Source organism: Paraburkholderia caffeinilytica (genome assembly GCF_003368325.1).
Classification (GTDB): domain Bacteria; phylum Pseudomonadota; class Gammaproteobacteria; order Burkholderiales; family Burkholderiaceae; genus Paraburkholderia; species Paraburkholderia caffeinilytica.
Genome location: NZ_CP031467.1, coordinates 1,484,666 through 1,511,045 on the forward strand (window position 1 = coordinate 1,484,666; position 26,380 = coordinate 1,511,045).

Sequence of the window (26,380 nt, forward strand, 5' to 3'; positions counted from 1 at the left end):
TTCAGAACCCGGCTGCCAGCCCATCGCGGCGGCTGTCGCTCGCCGCCACATAGCCGCGATCCGGATCGTTGCGGTCGAGCTTCCAGATGTACTGACCGGAGCCGAAGTCCATGTACGGATCGTCGACCGACTTGATCGTGTGGCCCAGCTTCTGCAGCGCCGCGGCGGTCGTCGGATCGAGCGTCGATTCGATGTCGATCGTGAAGTCGCGGTTGACCTTCCAGCGCGGTGCATCGCAGGCGGCCTGCGGTTGCTGACCGTAGTCGAGCATCCGCACGATCGATTGCAGGTGGCCTTGCGGCTGCATGTCGCCGCCCATCACGCCGAAGCTCATCACGGCTTCCTGCCTGCCGTCCACCTGCTGCGTGAGGAACGACGGGATGATCGTGTGGAACGGCCGTTTGCCGCCCTCCACCACGTTCGGCGACTTCGGGTCCATCGAGAAGCCGCAGCCGCGGTTCTGCATGGCGATGCCGCTGTCCGGCACCACGATGCCTGAGCCGAAGCCCATGTAGTTCGACTGGATGAAGCTGACCATCATGCCGCGCTCGTCCGCCACCGACATGTAGATCGTGCCGCCGGCCTTCGGCATGCCGAAGTCGAACTGCGTGGCACGCTTGTGATCGATCAGCTTCGCGCGCGACGTGAGGTACGCTTCGTCGAGCATCTGTTCGGGCGTCACGTCCATCGAACGCGGATCGGCGACGTAGCGGTAGACATCGGCGAACGCCAGCTTCATCGCTTCGATCTGCAGATGCTGCGACTCGACGCTGTCGACGGTGAGCTCTTTCACGTCGAACTTTTCGAGGATGCCCAGCGCGATCAGCGCCGCGATGCCCTGGCCGTTCGGCGGAATCTCATGCACGGTGTAGCCGCGATAGTCCTTGCCGATCGGCTCGACCCAATCCGCTTTGTAGTTGCGCAGATCGTCGAAGGTCAACGCGCCGCCGCCTTCGCGCGCAAACGCCGCGATCCGCTCGGCGATCTCGCCTTCGTAGTACGCACGCGGACCTTGTTCGGCGAGCTTGCGCAAGGTCTTCGCGTGACCGGGAAAGCGCACCAGTTCGCTGACTTCCGGCGCGCGGCCGCGCGGCATGAAGGTTTGCGCGAAGCCGGGCAGGTCTTTCAATTCTGGTACGGCGGCCGCCCATTTGTAGGCGACGATGCTCGCCACCGCGTGACCACGCTCGGCGATCTCGATCGCCGGCTCCATCAGATCGGCGAACGGCAGCGAGCCGAATTTCCGATGCAGCGCCTCCCAGCCGGCGATCACGCCCGGCACCGTCACGGCATCCCAGCCACGCTTGGGCTGCCTCGCGAGACCGTTTTCCTCGCCGTACTTGCGCCTGAAATAGTCGACGTTCCAGGCCGCCGGCGACACGCCGGAAGCGTTCAGGCCATGCAGCTTTTTGCCGTCCCACACCAGCGCGAAGGCGTCGCCGCCAAGACCGCACGACACCGGCTCGACCACCGTAATGGCGGCGGCCGCCGCGATCGCCGCGTCGACGGCATTGCCGCCTTTCCACAGCATCCGCAGGCCGGCCTGCGCGGCGAGCGGATGCGAAGTCGAAACGATGTTGCGCGCGAATACGGGCAGACGCGGCGTCGGATAAGAGTTTTGCCAGTTGAAGCCAGTCATGTCGAACACTCTCGAAAGCGTGGTCCGGCGCGTTCTCGATCGCCGGACACCATGGGAAACGGGTAACACGCGGGTGAATCGCGGGCACATCGCGGGTAAAGCGCGAAGCCTTGGATTGCAGCGCGATCCGGCCCAAAAAACAAATTCATTTATCAAATGAATAAATGCGCAAACGACCTGAATGGATCGTCGCGCGGTCGTCCCGGATCCGAACCATGACGCATGAGTTGGCAGACAAGGGGGGCGATGGTCTTACAATACGCTCACCCTCGTTCACGCATTACCCGTTTTCCGGACCCGCTTATTGGGCCGGCGGCGGGCAGCGCCGATAAAAACCCACGACCCGAAACCCATGACCCGAGACCCCCGCCTGACTCTCAATGCCCGGCAACAGGAACTGCTGGAGTGGGTGCAACGCGATGGCTTCGTGACCGTGGACGACCTTGCGGCCCACTTCGACGTGACGCCGCAGACGATCCGCCGCGACGTCAACTGGCTCGCCGACATGAACCTGTTGCGTCGCTATCACGGCGGCGCCAGTCTGCCGACCAGCTCCGAGAACGTCTCGTACACGGCGCGTCAGCGGATGTTCCACGAAGAGAAGCGGCGCATTGCAGCGCTAGTGGCCACTCACATTCCGGACCAGGCGTCCCTCTTCATCAACCTCGGCACGACCACCGAGGAAGTCGCACGCGCGCTCAACCGGCATCGCGGTCTGCGCGTGATCACCAACAATCTGAACGTCGCCAGCATGATGAGCGGCTATCCGGATTGCGAAGTGCTGGTGACCGGCGGCATCGTGCGGCCGTGGGACAAGGGCATCGTCGGCGAACTGGCGATCGACTTCATCCGGCAGTTCAAGGTGGATTTCGCGATTATCGGCACCTCGAGCATTGAAACGGACGGCACGCTGCGCGATTTCGACACCCGCGAAGTGCGCGTGGCCGAGGCGATCATCCAGCACGCGCGCACGGTGTTTCTCGCCGCCGACCACTCCAAATTCGGCCGTCCGGCGCTCGTGCGTCAAGGACATCTCGATCAGATCGACGCGCTTTTCACCGACGCCGCACCGCCGGCCGAGATGAACGAAACGCTCGCCGCCGCCAATTGCCAGGTGTATATCGCCGGGTAATCCAGGCGTCTTCGGCCATGCTGCAGTGCACGCGAAACTTCGAGTGAAATCAAGGATCTGGCCGCTGCTCCAAACCGCCTCTGCAGGTTCCATTTGTCAAAGGGAAAATTTACTGGGGCCCATTTGGGGTTTAACGGGCGGTTGACTACACTCCAGTTCCCCGGCGTCCGTTCCGCGTTACGCGGAGCGCCGGCAGCGTGAACTTGTCGTGATAGCCGCACCTCCCGCCTGATCCTCTAGCGGACTTCACTGGCATCGTGCCAGTCGCCGGCATGGCCGTCCGCGTTTGCTTGACATGGAGAGAACGATGCTGAGTCCGCATGAATTCGCCACGTTGTTGCTCGTCAAGGACGCTCCCAATCAAGTCGACATGGAGCGAGAAGAACTCGACGCCCTGCTGGAACGCCAGCTTGTGCAACTCGAACGGCTCGCGTCGGGCAACGAACAATGGCGCGTAACCGAAACCGGCGACAGTGCGCTTCGGGCCATCAAGCGTTTTTCCTAGTACGTTGGATTACAAAGCAAAGCGGCCGCATGAACGGCCGCTTTGTTGTGCCCAATTCATTTACACAGTAAATTGACGCGACGGACCTCCTGCCTTCGCGCATGCCAAAAACACTCTCCTCCGACGACATCCAGCAATTCCGCGAAACCATGCGGCGCGTGGCCGAAAACGCGTTCGCCACACGCGGCGCGCAAGGGGTGACGATGCGCGAACTGGCGAAGGAGTTGGGATGCAGCGCGATGACGCCCTATCGCTACTTCCGCGACAAAGACGAAATCCTTGCGATGGTCCGCGCGGCCGCGTTCAACCGCTTCGCGGCGCGGCTCGAAGCAGCGGCGAAAGAAGCAGCCGCAGCTGACCGCTCCGCCGTCAGCGACGCCTACGTGGCGTTCGCGCTCGACGAACCACACGCCTATCGCCTGATGTTCGATCTAACCCAGCAAGACGGCGCCTATCCAGAGCTCAGAGCAGCATCGCAGCGCGCCTGGAGCATGCTCGGGGCGCACTTCGAGCAGCTCGTTGCCGCGGGCATTCTGGAAGGCGACCCACAATTGATCGGCTACGCCTACTGGGCAAGCCTGCACGGCTTCACCATGCTGGCGCTCGCCAATCAGTTGCCTTTGCCACAGGCGCAACAGGCCCCAGGGAGCGACGCGCCGACGCGCGAGGCCGTATTCGCGCAGATTCGCCGGATGTTGTGGCGCGGCGCGCAGCCGCAGCGCGGCTAGCCCGGGTCAGCCCATCCACTCATTCGACACGGAATAACGCGCCGAAAAGTACAGGGTGGCAAAAACCGAACTCGAAGTTCAGCCCGCGCGCAGGGTCGGATCGGCCGCCGCGCGCCAGCTCAACGCCTTGGCCCGCTGGTCGGTAAAGAACGCGACCCACTGATTGCGCACCTGCGGATCGGCGCTCACCCCCTGGCTCGCATAGTGCTGCGCGAGCGACGCCTGGAACGCGCAGTAATCGTCCTTCGACAACTTGCCGCGCCGGTTCGCCACGTACGCATCGAACAGCGTCGCGTAGACGCCTTGCGAGTCGCGACCGTAGTCGACTGTCTGGGCACTGCACATCTGCTGCAACGATGCGAACGAGGGTGCGCCCATCGTCCCATTCAAGCCCGGCGAGCTGACGCATCCCATCAGGAACGCAGCGGCGCCGATCATCCAAAGTCCACGCATGAATTCACCTCGAAATGACTTCTGCCGAGAGTATCGTCCGTGACCGCGCGTTACGCCATATCTTCGCGAACGCTAGAAACGCACCTAAGAAAATCGAACTTTACTTTTTCGAATATGTTCACTAAAGTTCGCAAACGAACACTATCGGTTCGATAGTTTTTCCAAACCGCTTTCTGAATACGACGCAGAGGACACAGCAGGTGACGCAAGGCTCGAGATACGATTTGCTCGTCGTGGGCGGCGGGATCAACGGCGCAGGCATCGCACGCGATGCGGCGGGCCGCGGCCTGTCTGTGCTGCTCTGCGAACAGGACGATCTGGCGGCCCATACGTCGTCGGCCAGCACCAAGCTGATTCATGGCGGCCTGCGGTACCTCGAGTACCGCGAGTTCGGGCTGGTGCGCAAAGCCCTGCAGGAGCGTGAAACGCTGCTGCGCGCGGCGCCGCACATCATGTGGCCGCTACGCTTCGTGATGCCGCACATGCCCGATCTGCGTCCGGCCTGGCTGATCCGCGCCGGCCTGTTCCTTTACGATCACCTCGCCAAACGCGAGCTGCTGCCCGGCTCGCGCGGCATCGTGATGCGCAACCATCCTGCCGGCGCGCCGCTGGTCGATTCGATCAAGCGCGGTTTCGTGTATTCGGACGGCTGGGTGAACGACGCGCGTCTGGTCGTGCTGAACGCGCTGGATGCGAAGGAGCGCGGCGCGGAGATTCTCACGCGCACCAGGCTGCTGAGCGCGGTGCGCGCCGGCGGCGAATGGCACGCGCAACTCGAACGCGCGGACGGCACGCTCCTCGACGTGCGCGCCGCCTCGATCGCGAATGCGGCCGGGCCGTGGGTCGGCGAATTGCTGCAGGGCGCGCTCGGCCGGGAAGCGACGCATAGCGTGCGTCTCGTGAAAGGCAGCCATATCGTCACGCGCCGTCTGTTCGAACACGACCACGCGTACATCTTCCAGAATCCGGACAAGCGGATCATCTTCGCGATTCCGTACGAACACGATTACACGCTGATCGGCACGACCGACCTCGAATATCGCGGCGACCCGTCGCAAGTGGCGATCAACGCCGACGAAACACAGTACCTGTGCGATTCGATCAACCGCTACTTCAAGCAGAAGATTTCGCCGAAGGACGTGCGCTGGACTTACTCGGGCGTGCGTCCGCTGCTAGAGGAGGAAGGTGCGGACAATCCGTCGGCGGTCACGCGCGACTACTCGCTCGAGCTCGACGCGCCGGCGGGCGAAGCACCGCTTCTGTCGGTGTTCGGCGGCAAGATCACGACCTTCCGCAAGCTGGCGGAAGAAGCCGTCGACAAACTCGCGCAGGCGCTGCGTAACGGTACGCCTTCCTGGACAGCCGGTGCGCCGTTGCCTGGCGGCGATATTCCGCAAGCCAACTTCGAGCGCTTCCTTGCTGGTTTCAAGCAGCAGCATGCATGGCTGCCCGCCGATCTGGCTCACCGCCTCGCGCGTGCGTACGGCACGCGCGTGAAGCATATCATCGGCAATGCGCGCTCGGTGGCCGACCTCGGCCGCGCGTTCGCGCCGGGTCTCTACGAAGCCGAACTCACTTACCTGCGCGACACCGAATGGGCGCGCAGCGCGCAGGACGTACTGTGGCGCCGCTCCAAGCTCGGCCTGCACGTCGAACCGGGCACGCTCGATTCGATCACACACGACATTGACGCATGGTTCGCCCGCGAGCCGTTCCGACAGAGTGCCTAGCCAAACCAGTTAGTTAACTCGTTCAGTTAAGCGATTTAGATAAACCACTTAGTTTGGTTATTTAATCAGGTCACTCAGTTAAACCATTTAGCTGAGCCATTTAGTCAGACCGCCTGGTCAGGCTATAGCAACACGGCCTGGGCACGTGAATGAACCCGCACGAACCGAATCGATTTTCATCCCTCGGCTACTGACAAAGCCGGGACGCACAACCGCAAGCTGTTGCAGCCCGCTTAAAACAATAAGCCGTTCCCGTCGCCGGTCAGCAAGCCGGCGATTCATAAAACGCATGGAGAAGAGACAATGCAGGATCAATACATCCTCGCGCTTGACCAAGGCACCACCAGCTCACGCGCGATGCTGTTCGATCGGCTCGGCAATATCGTGTCGACCGCTCAGAAAGAATTCCAGCAAATCTATCCGCGTCCGGGTTGGGTGGAACACGACCCGCAGGAGATCTGGTCGACGCAGGCCGGCGTCGCCGCTGAAGCGGTTACGCGTGCCGGCATGAACGGTACGTCGATCGCAGCGATCGGCATTACCAATCAGCGCGAGACCACCATCGTGTGGGATCGCGAAACCGGCCATCCCATCTATAACGCGATCGTCTGGCAAGACCGCCGCACCGCCGACTTCTGCGACCAGCTCAAAGAGCAAGGTCTCGAAGAAAAAGTCCGCGCGAAAACCGGTCTGCCGATCGACTCGTACTTTTCGGCCACCAAGATCCGCTGGATTCTCGACAACGTCGAAGGCGCACGCGAAAAAGCGAAACAAGGCCGCCTCGCCTTCGGCACGGTGGATAGCTGGCTGGTGTGGAATTTCACCAAGGGCGGACTGCACGTCACCGACGTAACCAACGCGTCGCGCACCATGCTGTTCAACATCCACACGCTGAAGTGGGACAACGAACTGCTCGAAGCGCTCGACATTCCGCGCAACATGCTGCCGGAAGTGCGTGCGTCGTCGGAAGTGTACGGGCCGACCAAGACCACCGTGTTCGCCTCCAAGATTCCGCTCGCGGGCATTGCGGGCGACCAGCACGCGGCCCTGTTCGGCCAGATGTGCACGGAGTCCGGCATGGTGAAGAACACCTACGGTACCGGCTGCTTCCTCGTGATGAACACCGGCGACAAGCCGATCGAATCGAAGAACAATCTCGTCACCACCATTGCGTGGCAGATCGGCGACCAGATCAACTATGCGCTCGAGGGCAGCATCTTCATCGGCGGCGCGGTGGTGCAATGGTTGCGCGACGGCCTCGGCATCATCAAGAACGCGGCCGAAATCGAAACGATGGCGCGCAGCGTGCCGCATAGTGACGGCGTGTATCTGGTGCCTGCGTTTGCAGGCCTCGGCGCGCCGCACTGGAATGCACGCGCGCGCGGCACGCTGTTCGGCGTGACCCGCGGCACGAGTTCGGCGCATATTGCCCGCGCCGCGCTCGACTCGATCGCCTATCAATCGCTCGACGTGCTGAAAGCGATGGAAGCCGACTCCGGCATTCGCATCGGTGAATTGCGCGTGGACGGCGGCGCTTGCGCAAACAATCTGCTGATGCAATTCCAGGCGGACATTCTCGGCGTCGACGCAGTGCGTCCGAAGATATCGGAGACGACCGCACTGGGCGCGGCGTATCTGGCCGGCCTCGCGGTCGGCTACTGGAAAGACGTGAACGAACTGAAAAGCCAGTGGGCGCTCGATCGTCGTTTCACGCCTGCATTGCCGCACGCCGACGTCAAGGAATGCCTCGACGGCTGGAAGCGCGCGATCCGCGCCGCGAAGGCCTGGGCCGACACGCCCTGATTGCGGTCGATCATCGCCACAAGACATCTTTCGCCATAACGAAGCCGCTTATCCAGTGGCTTCCCCAACAACAATATTTCGGATAACCAATCATGTCTCCTTACATTGCGGAATTCATCGGCACCGCACTCCTGGTGCTGCTCGGCAACGGCGCGGTTGCCAATGTGCTGCTCGCGCGCACCAAGGGCAAAGGCGCGGACCTGATCGTGATCGTGATGGGCTGGGCGATGGCCGTGTTCATCGCTGTGTACGTCACGGCATCGTACAGCGGCGCGCACCTGAATCCGGTGGTCACGATCAGCCTCGCGCTGGCAGGCAAATTCGCGTGGGCCAAAGTGCCGGGTTACGTCGCGGCTCAGATGCTAGGCGGGATGGCGGGCGCCCTGCTCGTGTGGGCCGCGTATCGTCAGCACTTCAATAAGGAAGGCGATGCCGACGTGAAGCTCGGCGTGTTCTGCACGTCGCCGGCAATTCGCAGCGTGCCGCATAACCTGCTCACCGAAATGATCGCAACGTTCGTGCTGATTCTCGGCGTGCTGTATCTGGCTTCGCCACAAGTTGGCCTCGGTGCGCTCGACGCACTCCCGGTCGGCCTGCTGGTGCTCGGCATCGGCATTTCGCTCGGCGGTCCGACCGGTTACGCCATGAGCCCCGCACGCGACCTGTCGCCGCGTCTGATGCATGCACTGCTGCCGATTCCGGGTAAGCGCGACAGCGACTGGCGCTATTCGTGGATTCCGGTGTGCGGTCCGCTGCTGGGCGGCGCGGCGGCAACAGGGCTGTATTTGTACCTCCACGCGCACTGATCCTGCAGCGCGCATGGGATGCACGTAGCGCGCACATTGGCGCACTAACGGCACACCAAGGGCACACCAGGGGCGTAATCAGCGCCGACGGAAAGCGACGGCGCCGCGCACGCGGCGCCAAAGCACGTATCATGATGCTTTCAATCTCCGCGTATGAGCTTGCAATTGCCTTGCCTGCGCGCCTCTCGCTTTCCGTTTTAAAGCATGATCGACCACCTCATCTGTGACTGCGACGGCGTACTCGTCGACAGCGAAATCATCGCTGACCGCGTGATGCTCGAAACGCTGTCCGCCGCCTTCCCCGGCCTCGACTTCGAACCCGTCGTCAAGACAGCGTTCGGCCAGCAGACCTCGCGCTTTCTCGACGGTATCGAGAAGTCGTTCGATATCACGCTGCCTGCCGACTTCTTCAATACGATCGAACACAACGTCGAGCTTGCGCTCGCGGCGTCGCTCAGTCCGATTAACGGCGTGCGCGACGCCTTGCAACGCGTAACGCTGCCGGCCGCGGTCGTGTCGAACAGCCGGATGGCGCGCGTGAACGCGTCGGTGCGGCGAGCGGGCTTGCAGCAGATTTTCGGCGAGCGGATTTTTAGCGCCGAACAGGTCGCGCGGCCGAAACCTTTTCCGGATGTGTATCTGTTCGCTGCAAAGACGCTGGGCGTGGAGCCCTCGCGTTGCGTCGTCGTGGAAGACAGCGTGGCCGGTTTGAATGCCGCGCGGGCGGCGGGGATGAAGACGATTGCCTTCGTCGGCGCGAGTCATATCCCCGACGGCTATGCTGACGCGCTGCGCAAGATGGGTATGACACGCATCATGAAGCATATGGATGAGCTGCCCGCGCTGGTCGAGGCCGGTGTGCGCGGCGAGTTCGGCGACGTGCAGTCTTAGCGGATGCCTCAATAAAAAAGCCGGCTTCGACAGCCGGCTTCAGATTCCTGCGAGACCCCGCGCTTTTTTCGAGCGTGGGGGTTTTATCAAGCCTCATCCGCGACGCATTCGCGCGCCGTCGCCAGCGCCTGGCGGAATTCCGCCAACTCGGCGATCGTCAGCATCGGCAGATTGTGTCGTTGAGCGAAGCGCTCCACGTCCGCGCCGCGCGTCATCGTGCCGTCCGCGTTCATCAGTTCGCACAGCACGCCGGCCGGCTTCAGACCCGCGAGAACCGCCAGATCGACCGTGCCCTCGGTATGGCCGCGGCGCGCGAGCACGCCGCCGGGCTGCGCACGCAGGGGAAACACATGTCCCGGACGCACGATGTCGGCAGGCTTCGCCGTATCGCTGATGGCCGCGCGAATCGTCGTCACGCGATCGAGTGCGGACACGCCGGTGGTCACGCCGTCGCGCGCTTCGATCGAGACCGTGAACGCGGTGCCATGACGGCTTTCGTTATTGACAGCCATCGGCGGCAGTTCGAGTGCACGGATCTTGTCGTCGGGGAGGCACAGGCAGACGATGCCGCTGCATTCGCGAATCAGCAAGGCCATGGTTTCGACGGAAAGACGCTCCGCGGAGACGATCAGATCGGCTTCGTTCTCGCGGTCGTGATCGTCTTGCAGGACGACGGCGCGGCCTTCGCGCATGGCTTGCAAGGCGGCGGCGATACGCGGCGGAACGGGCTCGGTGGCGAGCAGCGGGAGATCGAGCGATGCGTCATCCGCAATCACCGACGGAGCAGGAAAAGTAGCAAAGGACATAGTTGAAACGCTCATCGCAAAAGTTGGGCGAAAAACGTTTCAGGGCATTGCAAACAGACAAAGACGCGCCGTTGAGCGCCGCGCAAAGCGACGCTCATGCACCGCCTCAACTTCTGGCGGCGTCACGGAAACGAACATGACTATCTGCACATCTTCTTCCATCCGGACTCTAACCGTCGGCTCTGGCTTTTCACCAGATCTGCTGACCCCGTGTGTCGATCTGAGTGAGTGCAAAGCGCTTACTCTGATCCCAGCAACGTAGTTGCCCGAACAACCACATTGACGACGCGGGCGCTCGCGGGCTCACCGGCTCACGCTTTCGCGCTGCCGGCATACCGCCGGTGGGGAATTTCGCCCCGCCCTGAAGACGCACTGATTGCCGGATCAACCGGCGGGCAAAGAATACAACAGTCGCGCGGAACCTGCAGCGCAACCCTCACTGACTGGACGGACACCCCGGCTTCCCGGCGCATCCGCCTGAAAAATATTGCCCGTCAGACCGGCTCAGCCTGCCGCGTCAAATCGTGCGGCGCGGGCACATCCCAGCGCGGCGGCGTTTCCGCCTTCAGCGTGACGCGAAACGCGCGCGCTTCGGTGTCGCCGGGATTGCGCAGACTGTGCGGCTGGTCGGCATCGAACACGATCGCGTCGCCGGTGGCCAGCAATTGACGCTGGTCGTGCACACTGACTTCCAGCGTGCCTTCGCTCACCACCAGATTCACCGTGGTGCCCGGCGCGCGGCGCGTGCCGGCCTCGGTATGCAGCGGCGCGATGCGTAGCTCGTGAAATTCGGCGGCGGTCGGCTCGGCGTCGGGATAAAGCGGCCGGGCCGAGTAGCGTCCATTCGAACTGACGAGCCGCGACGAACGATCCGCGGGCAAATGCTCGAAGCCGTTGGTCGCATGACGCCGCAAGAACGCCGCCACCGATACTTTCAGCGCGGCTGCCACCTTGCACAGCACCTTGATCGACGGCACGCTGCGCGCCGATTCGATTTGCGCGAGCATCGCTCGCGAGACGCCCGAGGCGCGGGCCAGGGCGTCGAGCGAAAGTTGGCGCTCGGCGCGCAAACGGGCGAGATTCACGCCGACCAGATGTTCAAGAGCATCGAAAGGTTCAGCAGCACGCGGCGACGCATCGGTGTCAGCCGTGGGATCGCGAACCAGCGCAAGCGGGGAATGCATGATTGCCTCCAGGAGCGCCGCCGGACGGCGGGCAAGCGGTTAGTGGAAGCAAGATAGCATCGCGACTTGCCGCGCCCAACGAAGTTATCTTCACACTGTTATCAGCATTGCGGAGGACGATTCTCGCAAAGCTTGTGCGAATTTTTCATATGGGCGGGTTCGACCCAGAGGCGTTTGAGCGCGAACACACGCACTCAGGCACATCCGTGGGCATCAGGTGTGCTCGCGCAAACTCAGGCGCTTTGCGCCACAGTGGTTGCCGGCGCATCCATCCGCGCCGCGAACCATGTCAGCAGCAACGCCACGACGCTAACCGCCGCCGCAACCCACGGCAGGGTATCGAGCGAATGGCCGTGATTGATCACCAGACCGCCGAGCCACGCGCCACCCGCATTGCCCACATTGAACGCACCGATGTTCAGCGTCGAGGCCAGATTCGGCGCGGCAGCGGCTTTCTCGACCACACGCATCTGCAACGGCGGCACCGTCGCGAACGCCGCAATGCCCCACACGAAAATCGTAATAGCCGCGGCCACCTGCGAGTGGCTGGTGCGCGCGAAGATCGCCATCACCACCGCGAGCGCCACCAGAATGCCCATCAGCGAAGGCATCAACGCGCGGTCCGCGAGCTTGCCGCCCACGGTATTGCCAATCGTGAGGCCAATACCGAACAACACCAGGATCAGCGTCACGCCGCGGGGCGAAAAGCCGCTGACCTGCTCCAGAATCGGCGCGATATAGGTGAACACGACGAACACACCGCCGAAACCGAGCACCGTCATCGCGAGCGCGGTCCATACTTGCGGATCTTTCAGCACGCGCACTTCATGGCCCAAGCCGACCGGGCCGGAATCATGGCGATTCGGCACCAGCAGCGACACGCCCGCCAGCGACAACACGCCAAATGCGCTGACGATCCAGAACGCCGCACGCCAGCCGAACTCCTGGCCGACGAACGTCCCGAACGGCACGCCGAGCACATTCGCGAGCGTCAAACCGGTGAACATCAGCGCAATGGCGCTTGCCCGCTTTTCGGCCGGCACGAGCGAAGCCGCCACGACCGCGCCGATGCCAAAGAACGAGCCATGCGCGAACGACGTCACCACCCGCGCGATCATCAGCACCGAGTAGTCCGATGCGACCGCGCACAGCGTATTGCCGACGATGAACACGCCCATCAGCAACTGCAACGCGAGTTTGCGCGGCATCTTGCTGGTGACCACCGCGAGCAGCGGCGCGCCGACGGCCACGCCGAGCGCATAGCCGCTCACCAGCAAACCCGCCGACGGAATCGACACGGCCAGGTCCCGCGCGACCTCGGGCAGCAAGCCCATGATCACGAACTCGGTGGTGCCGATCGCGAAAGCGCTGATCGCGAGCGCCAGTAATGGAATGGGCATGTTTCTACTCCTGGTTCTAAAGTTGAGCGTGTTAGCTGCGGTGGGCGTCGCGCAACGCAGTCACGAATTCGATGACCACACCTGGCGCGAGCGCGACGAAAAGTTGCTGTTCGGCTTGCCGCGCCCCCATCTGCGGCACGTCGGCAAGCTGATAAGGCACGTCCGCCGCATGCAGGCGCTGCAAGAGCGTCTGCCATCCGTCGGCGCTCTCCAGCCGGAAGGCGATATGGTCGATGCGCGGCGTGGCCCGGCCCGCTATGGCGGATGGGGTCGCGTCGATCAGATGAATCACCGGGCGGCCGTTTGCATACAGCCAGTAGCCGCCGATCGAAAACGGTGGACGCGCGCCCGCCGTCAACCCGGCGACGTCGACGAAAAAGCGTCGCGCGGTCTCGAGGTCGGCCGTGACGATCGTTGCGTGATCGAGTTGCATGGCGTGGGCTGCACGGAGCACAAAGGGTTGACGAGGGGTGGATTGTGAGCGGAACACACCGATTTGATAATTGGCGTAGCATTTGAAGCATTTTCAAATTAATTTGAAAGATCGCGATGGATAACCTCGGTGACATCCGCCTGTTCGTCGAAGCGGCGCAGCAAGGCAGCCTGTCGGCGGCGGGTCGCAAGATGGGCCTGACGCCGGCCGCCGCCAGCGCGCGGCTGGCCAAGCTCGAGGCCGGCCTGAAGGCGCGTCTATTCGAGCGCACGACCCGTCAGCTGAGGCTCACGGACGAAGGCCGCCTCTACCTGAACTGCTGCCGCCAGGCGCTGCAATCGCTCGACGACGCCGAAGCCGCGCTGCAAGCCGGCCAGGGCGTGGTGCGCGGCAAGGTGCGGATCTCCGCGACCTCGGACTTCGGCCGCAACCTGCTGATGCACTGGCTCGACGAGTTCAACGCGCTTTACCCGGAAGTCACGTTCGCGCTGACGCTGTCGGACTCGCTCTCGAATCTGGTGCAGGAAGACATCGATCTGGCAATCCGCTTCGGCGTGCCGCAGGACAGTTCGCTGGTGGCCCGCAAGCTGGCTCCGAACCGGCGTGTGCTGTGCGCGTCGCCGGACTACATCGCACGCAAGGGCGAGCCGAAGGACCCGAACGATCTGGCGAATTTCGACTGCATCGTGCTCGGCACCGCGTCCGGCCCGGCCAACGAATGGCGTTTTACGCGCGGCGACGAAGTGCAACACTACACAGTGCCGTTCGAAACATCCCGGGAAACCAACGACGGCGCCGTCGCCCGCGAATGGGCGCGGCGAGGCTACGGGATCGTCATCAAGTCGATGTGGGACGTGGAAGCGGACTTGCGGAGCGACTGCCTGAAAATCCTGCTGCCCGAATGGCGCTATCCGGACGCGCCGCTGCACGCGCTCTACCACCGCAACCGTTTCATGGCGCCGCGCGTGCGCGTTCTGCTGGATTTTCTGAGCGAGCGCTTCGCGCAGGTGTCGGACGAACTGGAAGGCCTGCTGGGCTTGCCGCCGGAGCGGCCGAGCGCGAAGGCCGCCGCGGAAACCGCATCCGGTGAAGGGCTATAATATTGAGCTACGCTGCAAACGTGCATTGAAAGCGGACCGAAATAGGCTCAAGCGGGCTCAATCAAGCCCAAGCGGGCTCAAGCGCCGCCCCGCGGCCCGTCCGCGCGCTACCCGCACGTTTGGCCCCTCATCACCTTTTAAACGACGCCCCCAGGTTAACCACTGCGACCGGCGAAAATCGATGACCAAGAAAGTTTATGTAAAGACCTACGGCTGCCAGATGAACGAGTACGACTCCGACAAGATGGTCGACGTACTCGGCGCGGCTGAAGGCCTCGTCAAGACCGACACCCCGGAAGACGCGGACGTCATTCTCTTCAACACCTGCTCGGTGCGCGAAAAAGCACAGGAGAAAGTCTTCTCCGAACTCGGCCGTGTGCGCGAATTGAAAGAGGCGAACCCGAATCTGATCATCGGGGTGGGCGGTTGCGTGGCGAGTCAGGAAGGCGCGTCGATTGTGGCGCGCGCACCGTATGTCGATCTGGTGTTCGGGCCGCAAACGCTGCACCGTCTGCCGCAAATGATCGACAAGCGCCGCGAAAGCGGCCGCGCTCAGGTCGACATCTCGTTCCCGGAAATCGAAAAGTTCGATCACCTGCCGCCGGCGCGCGTCGATGGCGCGAGCGCGTTCGTGTCGATCATGGAAGGGTGCAGCAAGTACTGCAGCTACTGCGTCGTGCCGTACACGCGCGGTGAGGAAGTGTCGCGTCCGCTCGACGACGTGCTGACCGAAATCGCCGGCCTCGCCGACCAGGGCGTGCGTGAAGTCACGCTCCTCGGCCAGAACGTGAACGCTTACCGCGCCGGCATCACGCTCGGCTCGTCGGAGATCGCCGACTTCGCCCAGTTGATCGAATATGTCGCGGACATTCCCGGCATCGAACGGATTCGCTACACCACGTCGCATCCGAAGGAATTCACGCAGCGCCTGATCGACACCTACGCCAAGGTGCCGAAGCTCGTCAGCCACCTGCATCTGCCGGTGCAGCACGGTTCCGACCGCATCCTGATGGCGATGAAGCGTGGCTACACGGTGCTCGAATACAAGTCGGTGATCCGCAAGCTGCGCGCGATCCGCCCTGACCTGTCTTTGTCGACGGATATGATCGTCGGCTTCCCCGGCGAGACGGAAGAGGACTTCGACAAGATGATGGCGTTGGTGCACGAGATGAAGTACGACACCAGCTTCTCGTTCGTCTACAGCCCGCGCCCCGGCACGCCGGCTGCGAATCTGCACGACGACACCCCGCACGAAGTGAAGCTCAAGCGTCTCTACCATCTGCAGGCTACGATCGAAGAAAACGTGCAGCGCATCAGCGATTCGATGGTCGGCAAGGTCGAGCGGATTCTGGTCGAGCGCCCGGCGCGCAAGGACCCGAACGAACTCGCGGGCCGCACCGAGAACAATCGCGTGGTGAATTTCCCGGCGCCGGTCGCGTCGCACGCACGGCTGATCGGCCAGATGGTGGACGTGAAAATCGTCCATGCGTACCCCCATTCGTTACGTGGCGAGCTCGTGCTGGTGCACGACGACGCGCCCGCCACCACCCACTGAGCGACGCCCGCCAGCGTCACGAACCCGACAGGATCGATCCTCCGCCTTGAAGACCACTCAGCAGCATCTGGAATTCACCGCACCGCGCGACGACAACGCGCGGCTCGCCAACCTCTGCGGACCGCTCGACGAAAATCTGCGGCAAATCGAGCAGGCGCTCGACGTGACGCTGCAACGCCGCGGCCACCGCATCACGATTCGCGGACGCGGCGCAAAACTCGCGCTCACCGCGCTCGAAAAGTTCTACAACAACTCGCAGAAGCCACTGTCGGTCGACGACATCCAGCTCGCGCTCGTTGAAGTGCGTCAGCCGGCGCGCCGTCGCACGAACGGCAACGGCCATGGCGCGGAAGCGCTGGACCCGCGCTTTCCGGGCAATCCGGATCACCCGTTCGACCAACCCGCCGACAGCGACGACGAAGACCTCGAAGAACTCGGCCCGAAGCTGTACACACGCCGCGCCGACCTGCGCGGCCGCACGCCGATGCAACGCGAGTATCTGAAGCAGATCATTTCGCACGACGTGACTTTCGGCGTCGGCCCGGCAGGCACGGGCAAGACGTATCTGGCCGTGGCTTGCGCGGTGGACGCGCTGGAACGCGATCAGGTCAAACGCATCGTGCTGACGCGTCCCGCCGTCGAAGCGGGCGAGCGCCTCGGCTTCCTGCCGGGCGATCTGGCGCAGAAGGTGGATCCATATCTGCGTCCTCTGTATGACGCGCTGTACGACCTGCTCGGTTTCGACAAGACCGCCAAGATGTTCGAGCGGCAGATGATCGAAATCGCGCCGCTCGCGTACATGCGCGGCCGCACGCTGAATCACGCGTTCATCATCCTCGACGAGGCGCAGAACACCACGCCCGAACAGATGAAGATGTTCCTCACGCGGATCGGCTTCGGTTCGAAGGCCGTGGTGACCGGCGACACGACCCAGGTCGACTTGCCGCGCGGCCACAAGAGCGGGCTGATCGAAGCCCAGCAGGTGCTGGCGAACGTGCGCGGCATTGCGCTTACGCGCTTCACGAGCGCGGACGTGGTGCGGCATCCGCTGGTCGCGCGAATTGTGGAGGCGTACGATGCGCATTCGCAGAAAACCGCCAGTCCGGCGGATTCGCGCTGATTTGCGCCGCTAGTTTGCGTCGCTAAATTGAGCCGAACTCCACTGGATAAGCCGCAGCAAACCGGGCAACAAACCGATCAAGCATGAGCCGTGCACCGAAACTGACGTTGAATCTGCAATTCCCCGCCGCCAAAACCTGGCCGGAACACAAGGCGCTGCTGCCACGCGCCACGGTGGCCGGCTGGATCAAGGCGGCGCTCTTCGCGGACGGCGAGCTGACCGTGCGTTTCGTCGACGCCGAAGAAGGCCGCACGCTGAACCGCACCTATCGCGGCAAGGATTACTCGACCAACGTGCTGACCTTTGCGTACGCCGAATCGGAAGACGATCCGGTGACGGGCGACCTGATCCTGTGCTGTCCGGTGGTCGAAAAGGAAGCCGCCGAACAGGGCAAGCCGCTGATCGCGCACTACGCGCATCTATTGGTGCACGGCACTCTCCATGCTCAAGGCTACGACCACGAGGTCGAGGAAGAAGCCGAGGAAATGGAAGCCATCGAAACCGAAATCCTCGGCAAGCTCGGTTTCCCGGATCCTTATCAATAAATAGCCGTTGCCATCGTCTTTATCATCACCGTTAGAAGCCACCGTGAGCACCTCCTCCCCTGAAGCCGAGACGCGAAACACACCCTGCCCGGACTATCCGCCCGCGCTCGGCGAACCGCGGCTGCTGACGGAAGATGAGTTGCGCGCGTCGCTCGAATGCACGTTGCGCGACTGGGACCGCAAGAGCGATCTGTGGCTGTTCGGCTATGGTTCGTTGATCTGGAATCCCGGTCTGCCTACCGTCGAAGCCGCCCGTTCCAAAGTCCACGGTTATCACCGCGGCCTGTATCTGTGGTCGCGCGTGAATCGCGGCACACCCGAACAGCCGGGCCTCGTACTCGCGCTCGATCGCGGCGGCTCGTGCACCGGCATCGCCTTCCGCCTCGCCGCCGAGGGTGCGATGCCGCACCTGGAAGCGCTGTGGCGCCGTGAAATGCCGATGGGTTCATATCGCCCGATGTGGCTGCCGTGCGTGCTCGCGGATGGCCGGCGCGTCGACGCCCTCGCGTTCGTGATGCGCCGCGACGTGCCGACCTACACCGGCAAGCTGCGCGACGAGGTCGTCAAAACGGTGTTCGGCTGCGCGTCCGGTCGCTACGGCACCACGCTTGATTACGTCAGCCGCACCGTGCATGCGCTGCGCGAGAGCGGCATGCCGGATCGCGCACTGGAAGCGCTGCTTGAACGCTGCCGCGAGGCCGATTGTGAAGTTGACCGGCAAACGAGCCAGGGGCCGACGCGATAAGCCGCGAACCGGCTGGCGCGGAAGTCGCCGCTTACTCGGGCACGGCCGGGCCGGGCGCCGCCGGGACACTGCCGAACGGGCGTCCCGAAGGAAAGTAGGCCGCTCCAGCCAAACCCGCATCGGCAGCGCGCACGCCGCCACAATCCGTACTTTTTTGCTCGAAAACGCTTTTCCCCGCGCAATCAGTTAGGATTGACCCATGCCCACCGCACGCGGCCGGGCGGCAGCATCACAGCTTCACCCATCGCCCAGCCCGTCAGGACACGGTCCTGCCATGTGCCTGGTGTATCCTTAATGCTCTGCAACAGCGCGCCCAGTCTCGCCGGGCGCACTACCATGAACGACACGTATCCCAGTCGACACCGAACTAGCGACAAACCACAGGAAAAACGCTCACTCCTCGAGCGTCTGACCGACTTCATCTCGCCCGAACCCGATTCGCGCGCCGAACTTCTGGAAATCCTGCAGGACGCGCACGAGCGCAATCTGATCGACGCCGACTCGCTGTCGATGATCGAAGGCGTGTTCCAGGTGTCCGAACTCAGCGCGCGCGACATCATGGTGCCTCGCGCGCAGATGGACGCGATCAACATTGCGGACAATCCCGCCGAATTCATTCCCTACGTGCTGGAAAAAGCGCACTCGCGCTATCCGGTCTACGAGGGCAATCGCGACAACGTCATCGGCGTGCTGCTCGCGAAAGACCTGCTGCGCTACTACGCCGAAGAGGAATTCGACGTACGCGGCATGCTGCGCCCCGCCGTCTTCATTCCGGAATCGAAGCGCCTGAACGTGCTGCTGCACGACTTCCGCGTGAATCGCAATCACCTCGCCGTGGTGGTCGACGAATACGGCGGCGTGGCCGGCCTGATCACGATCGAAGACGTGCTGGAGCAGATCGTCGGCGACATCGAAGACGAATACGATTTCGACGAGGAAAGCGGCAATATCATCGCCTCGCCGGACGGCCGCTTCCGCGTGCGCGCGCTCACGGAGATCGAGCAGTTCAACGAGTCCTTCGGCACGCATTTCCCGGACGACGAAGTGGATACGATCGGCGGCCTCGTCACGCATCATTTCGGGCGGGTGCCGCATCGCGGCGAAAAAGTCCGCCTCGACGATCTGATCTTCGAGATTCTGCGCGGCGACGCTCGCCAGATTCACATGCTGCTGGTGCGCCGCGACCCGCTCGCCGGCCAGCGCGAGCGCGAAGCACAGCACGTGCAAACCTGATCCGCTTCTTGTCCTCGCTTTTTCCACTCCTCACGCCGACCGCGCAACAATGGCCGACCCGATTACATCCCGTTCGCGCCGCGGCGTGAGTGCCCCTGCCGCCCCGGAAGCGCGCGGCCGTGCACTGCCCCGCTGGCATTACCTCGTCGCGCTGGCCGCCGGTGCGGCCAATACGCTGTCGTTCGCACCGACGCCGCACGGCGGCTGGCTCGAACTCGTGATCTTCGTGTTCTTTTTCGCCTGGCTCACGCGGACAACCGGCTGGAAAAGCGCCGCGCTGACGGGCGGCGCGTTCGGCTTCGGCAACTACGTCACCGGCGTGTGGTGGCTGTACGTCAGCATGCACGACTACGGCGGCATGGCCGCGCCGCTGGCGGGCGCGGCGGTCGTGCTGTTCTCGCTGTATCTGGCCGTGTATCCGGCGCTGGCTGCGGGCATCTGGTCGTTCTGCGCAGGGCACGCACGCAATGGCGCGCCCGATACCGACCAACCGTTCTCGCCGACCTGGCACGGGGCGCTGGCGTTCGCAAGCGCGTGGGCGATCGGTGAATGGTTGCGCGGCACAGTGTTCACCGGCTTTCCGTGGCTTGCGAGCGGTTATGCGCAAGTCGACGGCCCGTTCGCCGGGTTTGCGCCCGTGGCGGGTGTGTACGGCGTCGGCTGGATACTGGCGCTGGCCGCTGCGTTGATCGTACAGGCGCTGGTGCCGCTGTTGGCTTCGCGCGGGCGGTTCGATGCCATCGACGCCGGCCATGCGGGAACTGCCGGCCAGGGAGGCAGGCGCGGTGTCGCGCGCGTTGCCGTGCCGGTGGCAATCTCGATTGCGCTGATCGCCGCCGGCCTGCTGCTGCCGCTCGCGCAATGGACCCTGCCGGCCAACGCGCCGCTGACGGTGCGCCTGCTGCAAGGCAACGTCAAACAGGAAATGAAGTTCGAGGAAGCCGGCATGCGCGCCGCGATCGACCAGTTTCAGCAGATGATCACGTCGAAGCCGGCCGACCTGATCGTCACGCCGGAAACCGCCATTCCGGTGCTCGCGCAGCAATTGCCGCCGCAGTTCGCGTCGGCGGTGCGCAACTTTTCGGATACGACGGGCAGCGCGATCGTATTCGGCGCAATCGGCGGCACCATCACGCCAGAAGGCCAGGTAGTCGACTACACGAACAGCCTGTTCGGCGTCACGCCGGGCACGCGCGAGGTCTATCGCTACGATAAACACCATCTCGTGCCGTTCGGCGAATTCGTGCCGTGGGGCTTCCGCTGGTTCGTCAATCTGATGAGCATTCCCCTCGGCGATTTCGCACGCGGCGCGCCCGTGCAGAAGCCGTTCATCGTGCATAACCAGCCGGTGGCCGTCGACATCTGCTACGAGGATATTTTCGGCGAAGAGATCGCACGGAGCATTCGCGAGAGCGATACGCCGGCGGGTGTGCTGGTCAACTCGACCAATCTCGCCTGGTTCGGCGACACCATCGCGCTGGATCAGCATCTGCAGATCGCGCGCATGCGTTCGCTGGAAACCGGCCGGCCCATGCTGCGCGCCACCAACACCGGCATGACCGCCGCGATCGACGCCCACGGCAAGGTGATCGGGCGCCTGACGCCGTACACGATCGGCTCGCTCGACGTAACGGTACAAGGCACCTCGGGCAGCACGCCTTATGTGACCAGCGGCAATAACACAGTGCTGGCGGTTTCGTTGCTGCTGCTGGCGTTCGGGTTTGCGTTCGGGCCGGGGATTACGCGGCGGCAAAACGGCAAGAAATAAATCGCGCTAGATCGCGTGACTGCACCCATGCCGCGTATACGCGATAACGCCGCAGTGAATCGCGGCGTTATCTCATCCCTTACCCGTCACGCCAATAGAAAAACGCGCGCTCCGAAACACCGTGAGCGCGCGCTTATAAGAAAATCAGGCTTTACTGATTCGACGCAATCCGCTGCTGAATATGCTGCGCACGCGCCGGTGAAGCCGGATGCGAACTCAACATGCTCGACTTGCCACCGTCCAATTGGGCAAGCTTGTTGAACGCCGTCACCAATCCCGACGGATCGAGATTTTTCTTTTTCTGCAAGTCGAATGAATAATCGTCGGCCGCGCTTTCCTGGGTTTGCGAGAACTGCGCATTAATCAGCTTCTCGGAAAAATCGCCCAGCTGCGAACCGGACAACGCCCCCGCCACACCACCCGCCGACGAAGCCACCGAGCGCGCAGCCGAGGTCGCGTACGCCACCTGCATTGCCTTCTTCGTATGGCCGAGCGCCACGTGGCCCATCTCATGGCCGACCACGCCGCGCACCTCGTTGTCATTCATCATGTCCATCAAGCCGCTATACACGCGCACGCAGCCGTTGGCCATCGCCCATGCGTTGACGTCCTTGGTGATGTACACCTTGTAGTTCACCGGCACACCGTTGATGTTATCGCCCAGTTGCGCGGCGATCTTGTTCAGACGTTTCTGGTACTTGCTGTTCGCAGCGGCAATCTGATTTTCGCTGTCCAGCTGTGCACATGACTTGTCGGTCAGCGCGCGCACGTCGGCGTCGCTGAGTGTGGCGGCCTGAGCGGCCTGCTGGCCGGACTGGATCAGCGCGGTCGGGTTAACGTTGCCGACGTTCGAGCACGCGGCAAATAGTGCGCAGGCAGAAACGGCAATGACAAAGCGGTACGTTTTCATGGTGGAAGTCTCTTTTGCGGACGTTATTAACATCGACGGCACGTTTTAATGCACCGCCCATTCGCAATGGCCGCATATCACCGGAGAAAAACTCCAAATATGTCGATTGCATAAACCATTGCCTCACGCGACAGACAAAAAATGCGCCTGACGGGCAGGCGCATTTTTACCACAAACGTAATCTTAAATTCATGCTTATGAAAGCAGGAATGACATCATTTTGCAATTTAGCGGAAATTGCGGGCAGCGCGATGCAGATAACCGCATCGCTGCGAACCTGCGAGTACTTCGCTCAACCCACCGGCACCGTATCGATGAACGACTGACGCAGCGACAGTTTCTGGAAATGTTTATCCAGATTCGGATAGCCTTCGCGCCAATTCAGCTCGGGCATGCGGAAATCGAGGTAGCCCAGCGCGCAGCCCACTGCGATATCCGCGAGCGTGTAGTGATTGCCCGTGCACCACGGCTTGGTGCCCAAACCCTGCGACATGGCAATCAGGCCTTCGTCGATCTTGCGCTGTTGCCGCGCGACCCATGCGTCCACTCGCTGCTCGGGCGTGCGCTGGGTGCTTTCGAGGCGAATCAGCACCGCGGCGTCCAGCATGCCGTCGGCGAGCGCCTCCCAGCAACGCACTTCGACGCGCTCGCGACCGGACGGCGGAATCAGCTTGCCGACCGGCGACAGCGTATCCACGTATTCGCAGATCACCCGCGAGTCGAACACGGCTTCGCCGTCTTCCATCACGAGGCACGGCACCTTGCCGAGCGGATTGAAGGTGTGAATCGTGGTGTCGGGCGCCCAGACGTTCTCGGGCACGAGTTCGTAGTCGATCTTCTTGTCGGCCAGAACGATCCGCGCTTTGCGCACGAACGGGCTGGCGAGCGAACCGATGAGTTTCATCATTACCATCTGCCTTTTCTTGAATTCGGCGAAAGTATAAGTGGTCGGCGGCATTCCCGAACACAGCGCAGTCGCTTCGCAAGCCGCATGGATGCTCGCTGTGGATGGATTGCAACATTGCCGCTGCGAGCGCGCGCCGTCTACCCGGCCAAATGGCCAACACGGGCCAACGCGGCTGGCGTGCCCCTCTCTCCCCGTCAGTATCCACGCAGAATAAGTCGCCGCATTGGGCGCTACAATCGCAAGATGAACCAGCCGACCGAACCCACCATCGCCATCGACGTCTACCGCACGCGCCGCGAGCGCGTCCTCGCCGCGCTGCGCGCGGCGGGCGGGGGCGTCGCCATCGTCCCCACCGCGCCGGAAAAGCTGCGCAACCGGGACGCCGACTACCCCTACCGGCACGACAGCTACTTCTACTATCTGACGGGCTTCACGGAACCCGAGGCATGGCTGGTGCTCGATGCAAGCGCCGCGCCAGGCGAGCCGGCTTCGATCCTGTTCTGTCGCGAGAAGAATGTCGAGCGTGAAACGTGGGAAGGTTTCCGGTTCGGGCCGGACGGCGCGCGCGAGGCGTTCGGCTTTGACGCCGCCTTCGCGGTAAGCGAAGTCGACACGCAACTGCCGCGCATTCTCGCCGACAAACCCGCGCTGCATTACGCGCTCGGCACTTCGGCGGAACTGGACGAGCAGGTGCGCGGCTGGCTCGACGCGATACGCTCGCTGGGCCGCAGCGGCGTCGCCGCGCCCGCGGCCGCGCGTGACCTGATCCCGTTGCTCGACGACATGCGGCTCGTCAAGGACCCCCACGAACTCGCCATCATGCGCCGGGCCGCGAAGATTTCGGCGCAAGCACATCGCCGCGCGATGGCCGCCTGCCACCCCGGCGTGCGCGAGTACGAACTCGAAGCCGAGCTGCTCTACACCTTCCGCAAATTCGGCGCGCAAGCGCCGGCCTACACGTCGATCGTCGCCGCGGGCGCCAATGCCTGCGTGCTGCACTACCCGGCCGGCAACGCGATTGCCCAGGACGGCGACCTGATCCTGATCGACGCAGCCTGCGAACTCGACGGCTACGCGTCCGACATCACCCGTACCTTCCCGGCGAGCGGCCGCTTCACGCCTGCGCAGCGCGAGTTGTACGACATCGTGCTGGCCGCGCAGCAGGCTGCCGTCGACGCCACCCGCGTCGGCGCAAGCTTCGACGATCCGCACCAGGCCGCCGTGCGCGTGCTGTCGCAGGGGCTGCTCGACACGGGTATCGTCGACCGCACGAAATTCGCTTCGGTCGACGCGGTGATCGCGGAGCGCGCCTATGCGCCGTTCTACATGCACCGTACCGGCCACTGGATCGGCATGGACGTGCACGACGCCGGCGACTACCGCGAACGCGGTGCGCCGCGCGACGAAGCGGGCGCACTGCCGTGGCGCACGCTGCAGGCGGGCATGGCACTGACTGTCGAGCCCGGCCTGTATATCCGTCCGGCCGAAGGCGTGCCCGAGCGCTACTGGAACATCGGCATCCGCATCGAGGACGACGCGATCGTCACGCCAACCGGCTGCGAGCTGATCACACGCGACGTCCCGGTGGCGGCCGACGAGATCGAGGCGTTGATGCAGGAAGCCCGCGCGGCCCAGGAAACAAAGCAGTAATCCAGGCAGTAACCCAAGGAAGCAACCCGCAATGAACGACGTTTCCCAGTCGACGGTGATTCTGAAACCCGCCGCGTCCGACCGTCCCTTCGATTTCGACGTGACGATCGTCGGCGCCGGGCCGGTCGGGCTGGCGCTCGCCGGCTGGCTGGCGCGCCGCAGCGCGACGCAGGCGCTGAAGATCGCGCTGATCGACGCGCGCGAGCCGGAAGATTCGATTGCCGATCCGCGCGCGATCGCCGTCTCGCACGGCAGCCGGATGATTCTCGAGCCGCTGCGCTGGCCCGCCGACGCTACCGCGATCCAGCGCATCCACGTATCGCAGCGCGGCCATTTCGGCCGCACGCTGATCGACCATGGCGAACACGGTTTGCCGGCGCTCGGCTACGTGTTGCGTTATGGCTCGATCGTACATGGTCTCGCCGAAGCGGTTCACGCAACCTCCGTGCACTGGTTCCGCTCCACTTCCGCGGCGGCGCCGACCCAGGACCACGACGGCGTCACGCTGCCGATCGAAACCGCGGGTGTCACGCGCAATCTGCACACGCGAATTCTGGTGAGTGCCGAAGGCGGCCTGTTCGGCGACCAGAAAACCGGCAAGCTCGGCGATGACAAGGACAAGGGCGTGAGCGGCAAAGCCGGCAGCCGCACTGGCGAGGTCGGCACCCGCGATTACGGGCAAACCGCGCTGGTCGGTACGGTCACGGTATCCGCGCCGCAACCGCATGTGGCCTGGGAGCGCTTCACGTCGCAAGGGCCGATCGCGCTGCTGCCGATGGGCGGCGTGCGCGGCGCGAACTATGCGCTGGTCTGGTGCTGCGCACCCGACGAAGCCGCACGGCGCGCGCAACTTTCCGACGACGAATTCCTGCGCGAACTCGGCACCGCATTCGGCAGCCGCATGGGCCGCTTTACGCAAATCAAGGGGCGCGCGTCGTTCCCGCTGGGACTGAACGCAGTCGACACGCTGGTGAACGGTCATGTCGTTGCAATCGGCAATGCGGCGCAGACGCTGCATCCGGTGGCCGGTCAGGGTCTCAATCTGGGCTTGCGCGACGCGCACGCGCTCGCCGACGCCCTGTCGGCGGAAGGCCCCACCCCACTCGCCTTGGCGACGTTCGCACAACGCCGCGCGCTCGACCGCCGCCTGACGATCGGCGCGACCGACACGCTCGCGCGCCTTTTCACCGTCGACTTCCCGCCGCTCGCCGCCTTGCGCGGTCTCGCCCTCACCGCGCTCGAATTCGTGCCGCCGGTGAAAACCGCGCTGGCGCGGCAAATGATGTTCGGTCAGCGTCGCTGAGCGCGCCACTGGCTCACGCCCTACAGCCGCGGCG

The 26,380-nt window shown here is 63.5% G+C and carries 24 protein-coding genes and 1 riboswitch; of the genes, 16 read left to right on the forward strand and 8 right to left on the reverse strand.

Annotated features, from left to right (window positions below; all coding sequences use genetic code 11):
* Window position 1: 1 nt before the first annotated feature.
* Window positions 2–1,639 (reverse strand): gamma-glutamyltransferase, encoded by a 1,638-nt coding sequence (gene ggt, locus DSC91_RS22705; RefSeq protein WP_115783440.1) that lies wholly within the window; start codon window positions 1,637–1,639, stop codon window positions 2–4.
* Window positions 1,640–1,991: 352 nt separating this feature from the next.
* Here ggt and DSC91_RS22710 point away from each other — a divergent pair, with 352 nt between their 5' ends.
* The 3 genes from DSC91_RS22710 (at window position 1,992) to DSC91_RS22720 (ending at window position 4,004) form a co-directional block, all read left to right on the forward strand.
* Window positions 1,992–2,771: a DeoR/GlpR family DNA-binding transcription regulator gene (locus DSC91_RS22710; RefSeq protein WP_115780972.1), complete on the forward strand. Its 780-nt coding sequence runs from the start codon at window positions 1,992–1,994 to the stop codon at window positions 2,769–2,771.
* Between the two features lie 307 nt (window positions 2,772–3,078).
* Window positions 3,079–3,276 (forward strand): hypothetical protein, encoded by a 198-nt coding sequence (locus DSC91_RS22715; protein WP_054034465.1) that lies wholly within the window; start codon window positions 3,079–3,081, stop codon window positions 3,274–3,276.
* 101 nt (window positions 3,277–3,377) lie between these two features.
* The gene (locus DSC91_RS22720) at window positions 3,378–4,004 is read left to right on the forward strand and encodes a TetR/AcrR family transcriptional regulator (RefSeq protein WP_115780973.1); all 627 of its coding nucleotides are present in this window, start codon (window positions 3,378–3,380) and stop codon (window positions 4,002–4,004) included.
* A 78-nt stretch (window positions 4,005–4,082) separates the two neighbouring features.
* Here the strand turns inward: DSC91_RS22720 and DSC91_RS22725 are convergent, their stop codons facing one another.
* Entirely contained in the window at window positions 4,083–4,457 is a 375-nt protein-coding gene (locus DSC91_RS22725) for a hypothetical protein (protein WP_115780974.1), read from the reverse strand.
* A gap of 200 nt (window positions 4,458–4,657) precedes the next feature.
* On the opposite strand from DSC91_RS22725, the gene glpD reads away from it, so the two are divergent.
* The 4 genes from glpD to DSC91_RS22745 all read left to right on the forward strand — a co-directional run bounded on the left by glpD (window position 4,658) and on the right by DSC91_RS22745 (window position 9,687).
* On the forward strand, window positions 4,658–6,187 hold the full coding sequence (gene glpD / locus DSC91_RS22730) for a glycerol-3-phosphate dehydrogenase (RefSeq protein WP_115780975.1): 1,530 nt from the start codon (window positions 4,658–4,660) through the stop codon (window positions 6,185–6,187).
* Window positions 6,188–6,490: 303 nt separating this feature from the next.
* Complete coding sequence (gene glpK / locus DSC91_RS22735; RefSeq protein ID WP_115780976.1) at window positions 6,491–7,990, forward strand: glycerol kinase GlpK; 1,500 nt, start codon at window positions 6,491–6,493, stop codon at window positions 7,988–7,990.
* Window positions 7,991–8,082: 92 nt separating this feature from the next.
* Window positions 8,083–8,796 (forward strand): MIP/aquaporin family protein, encoded by a 714-nt coding sequence (locus DSC91_RS22740; RefSeq protein WP_115780977.1) that lies wholly within the window; start codon window positions 8,083–8,085, stop codon window positions 8,794–8,796.
* A gap of 204 nt (window positions 8,797–9,000) precedes the next feature.
* The gene (locus DSC91_RS22745) at window positions 9,001–9,687 is read left to right on the forward strand and encodes an HAD family hydrolase (protein WP_115780978.1); all 687 of its coding nucleotides are present in this window, start codon (window positions 9,001–9,003) and stop codon (window positions 9,685–9,687) included.
* A gap of 86 nt (window positions 9,688–9,773) precedes the next feature.
* Here DSC91_RS22745 and ribB read toward each other — a convergent pair whose 3' ends face one another.
* The 4 genes from ribB to DSC91_RS22765 form a co-directional block, all read right to left on the reverse strand.
* Window positions 9,774–10,493: a 3,4-dihydroxy-2-butanone-4-phosphate synthase gene (ribB, locus tag DSC91_RS22750; protein ID WP_115780979.1), complete on the reverse strand. Its 720-nt coding sequence runs from the start codon at window positions 10,491–10,493 to the stop codon at window positions 9,774–9,776.
* A 146-nt stretch (window positions 10,494–10,639) separates the two neighbouring features.
* Window positions 10,640–10,866: riboswitch (FMN riboswitch) on the reverse strand.
* A 121-nt stretch (window positions 10,867–10,987) separates the two neighbouring features.
* Complete coding sequence (locus DSC91_RS22755; protein ID WP_115780980.1) at window positions 10,988–11,677, reverse strand: helix-turn-helix domain-containing protein; 690 nt, start codon at window positions 11,675–11,677, stop codon at window positions 10,988–10,990.
* Between the two features lie 233 nt (window positions 11,678–11,910).
* Entirely contained in the window at window positions 11,911–13,077 is a 1,167-nt protein-coding gene (locus DSC91_RS22760) for an MFS transporter (RefSeq protein WP_115780981.1), read from the reverse strand.
* 31 nt (window positions 13,078–13,108) lie between these two features.
* Complete coding sequence (locus tag DSC91_RS22765) at window positions 13,109–13,510, reverse strand: VOC family protein (RefSeq protein ID WP_115780982.1); 402 nt, start codon at window positions 13,508–13,510, stop codon at window positions 13,109–13,111.
* Window positions 13,511–13,626: 116 nt separating this feature from the next.
* On the opposite strand from DSC91_RS22765, the gene DSC91_RS22770 reads away from it, so the two are divergent.
* From DSC91_RS22770 to lnt, 7 genes are all read left to right on the forward strand, one after another.
* Entirely contained in the window at window positions 13,627–14,610 is a 984-nt protein-coding gene (locus tag DSC91_RS22770; protein WP_115780983.1) for a LysR family transcriptional regulator, read from the forward strand.
* 181 nt (window positions 14,611–14,791) lie between these two features.
* The gene (gene miaB, locus DSC91_RS22775) at window positions 14,792–16,165 is read left to right on the forward strand and encodes a tRNA (N6-isopentenyl adenosine(37)-C2)-methylthiotransferase MiaB (protein WP_115780984.1); all 1,374 of its coding nucleotides are present in this window, start codon (window positions 14,792–14,794) and stop codon (window positions 16,163–16,165) included.
* Window positions 16,166–16,211: 46 nt separating this feature from the next.
* On the forward strand, window positions 16,212–17,285 hold the full coding sequence (locus tag DSC91_RS22780) for a PhoH family protein (RefSeq protein WP_115780985.1): 1,074 nt from the start codon (window positions 16,212–16,214) through the stop codon (window positions 17,283–17,285).
* An 83-nt stretch (window positions 17,286–17,368) separates the two neighbouring features.
* Window positions 17,369–17,830: an rRNA maturation RNase YbeY gene (gene ybeY / locus DSC91_RS22785; protein WP_054034485.1), complete on the forward strand. Its 462-nt coding sequence runs from the start codon at window positions 17,369–17,371 to the stop codon at window positions 17,828–17,830.
* A gap of 43 nt (window positions 17,831–17,873) precedes the next feature.
* A complete protein-coding gene (locus DSC91_RS22790; protein ID WP_115780986.1) occupies window positions 17,874–18,575 on the forward strand; it encodes a gamma-glutamylcyclotransferase in 702 nt (233 codons plus the stop codon).
* Window positions 18,576–18,911: 336 nt separating this feature from the next.
* Window positions 18,912–19,808, forward strand: coding sequence for an HlyC/CorC family transporter (locus tag DSC91_RS22795; protein ID WP_115783442.1), 897 nt, complete (start codon window positions 18,912–18,914; stop codon window positions 19,806–19,808).
* A 49-nt stretch (window positions 19,809–19,857) separates the two neighbouring features.
* Window positions 19,858–21,576 (forward strand): apolipoprotein N-acyltransferase, encoded by a 1,719-nt coding sequence (lnt, locus tag DSC91_RS22800; protein WP_115780987.1) that lies wholly within the window; start codon window positions 19,858–19,860, stop codon window positions 21,574–21,576.
* 151 nt (window positions 21,577–21,727) lie between these two features.
* Here the strand turns inward: lnt and loiP are convergent, their stop codons facing one another.
* On the reverse strand, window positions 21,728–22,486 hold the full coding sequence (gene loiP / locus DSC91_RS22805; RefSeq protein WP_115780988.1) for a metalloprotease LoiP: 759 nt from the start codon (window positions 22,484–22,486) through the stop codon (window positions 21,728–21,730).
* A 292-nt stretch (window positions 22,487–22,778) separates the two neighbouring features.
* Window positions 22,779–23,393: a glutathione S-transferase C-terminal domain-containing protein gene (locus DSC91_RS22810; RefSeq protein WP_175171958.1), complete on the reverse strand. Its 615-nt coding sequence runs from the start codon at window positions 23,391–23,393 to the stop codon at window positions 22,779–22,781.
* A 243-nt stretch (window positions 23,394–23,636) separates the two neighbouring features.
* Here DSC91_RS22810 and DSC91_RS22815 point away from each other — a divergent pair, with 243 nt between their 5' ends.
* Window positions 23,637–25,043 (forward strand): aminopeptidase P N-terminal domain-containing protein, encoded by a 1,407-nt coding sequence (locus DSC91_RS22815; protein WP_115780989.1) that lies wholly within the window; start codon window positions 23,637–23,639, stop codon window positions 25,041–25,043.
* Window positions 25,044–25,074: 31 nt separating this feature from the next.
* Window positions 25,075–26,346, forward strand: coding sequence for a UbiH/UbiF/VisC/COQ6 family ubiquinone biosynthesis hydroxylase (locus DSC91_RS22820; RefSeq protein ID WP_115780990.1), 1,272 nt, complete (start codon window positions 25,075–25,077; stop codon window positions 26,344–26,346).
* The last annotated feature ends 34 nt before the right edge of the window (window positions 26,347–26,380 follow it).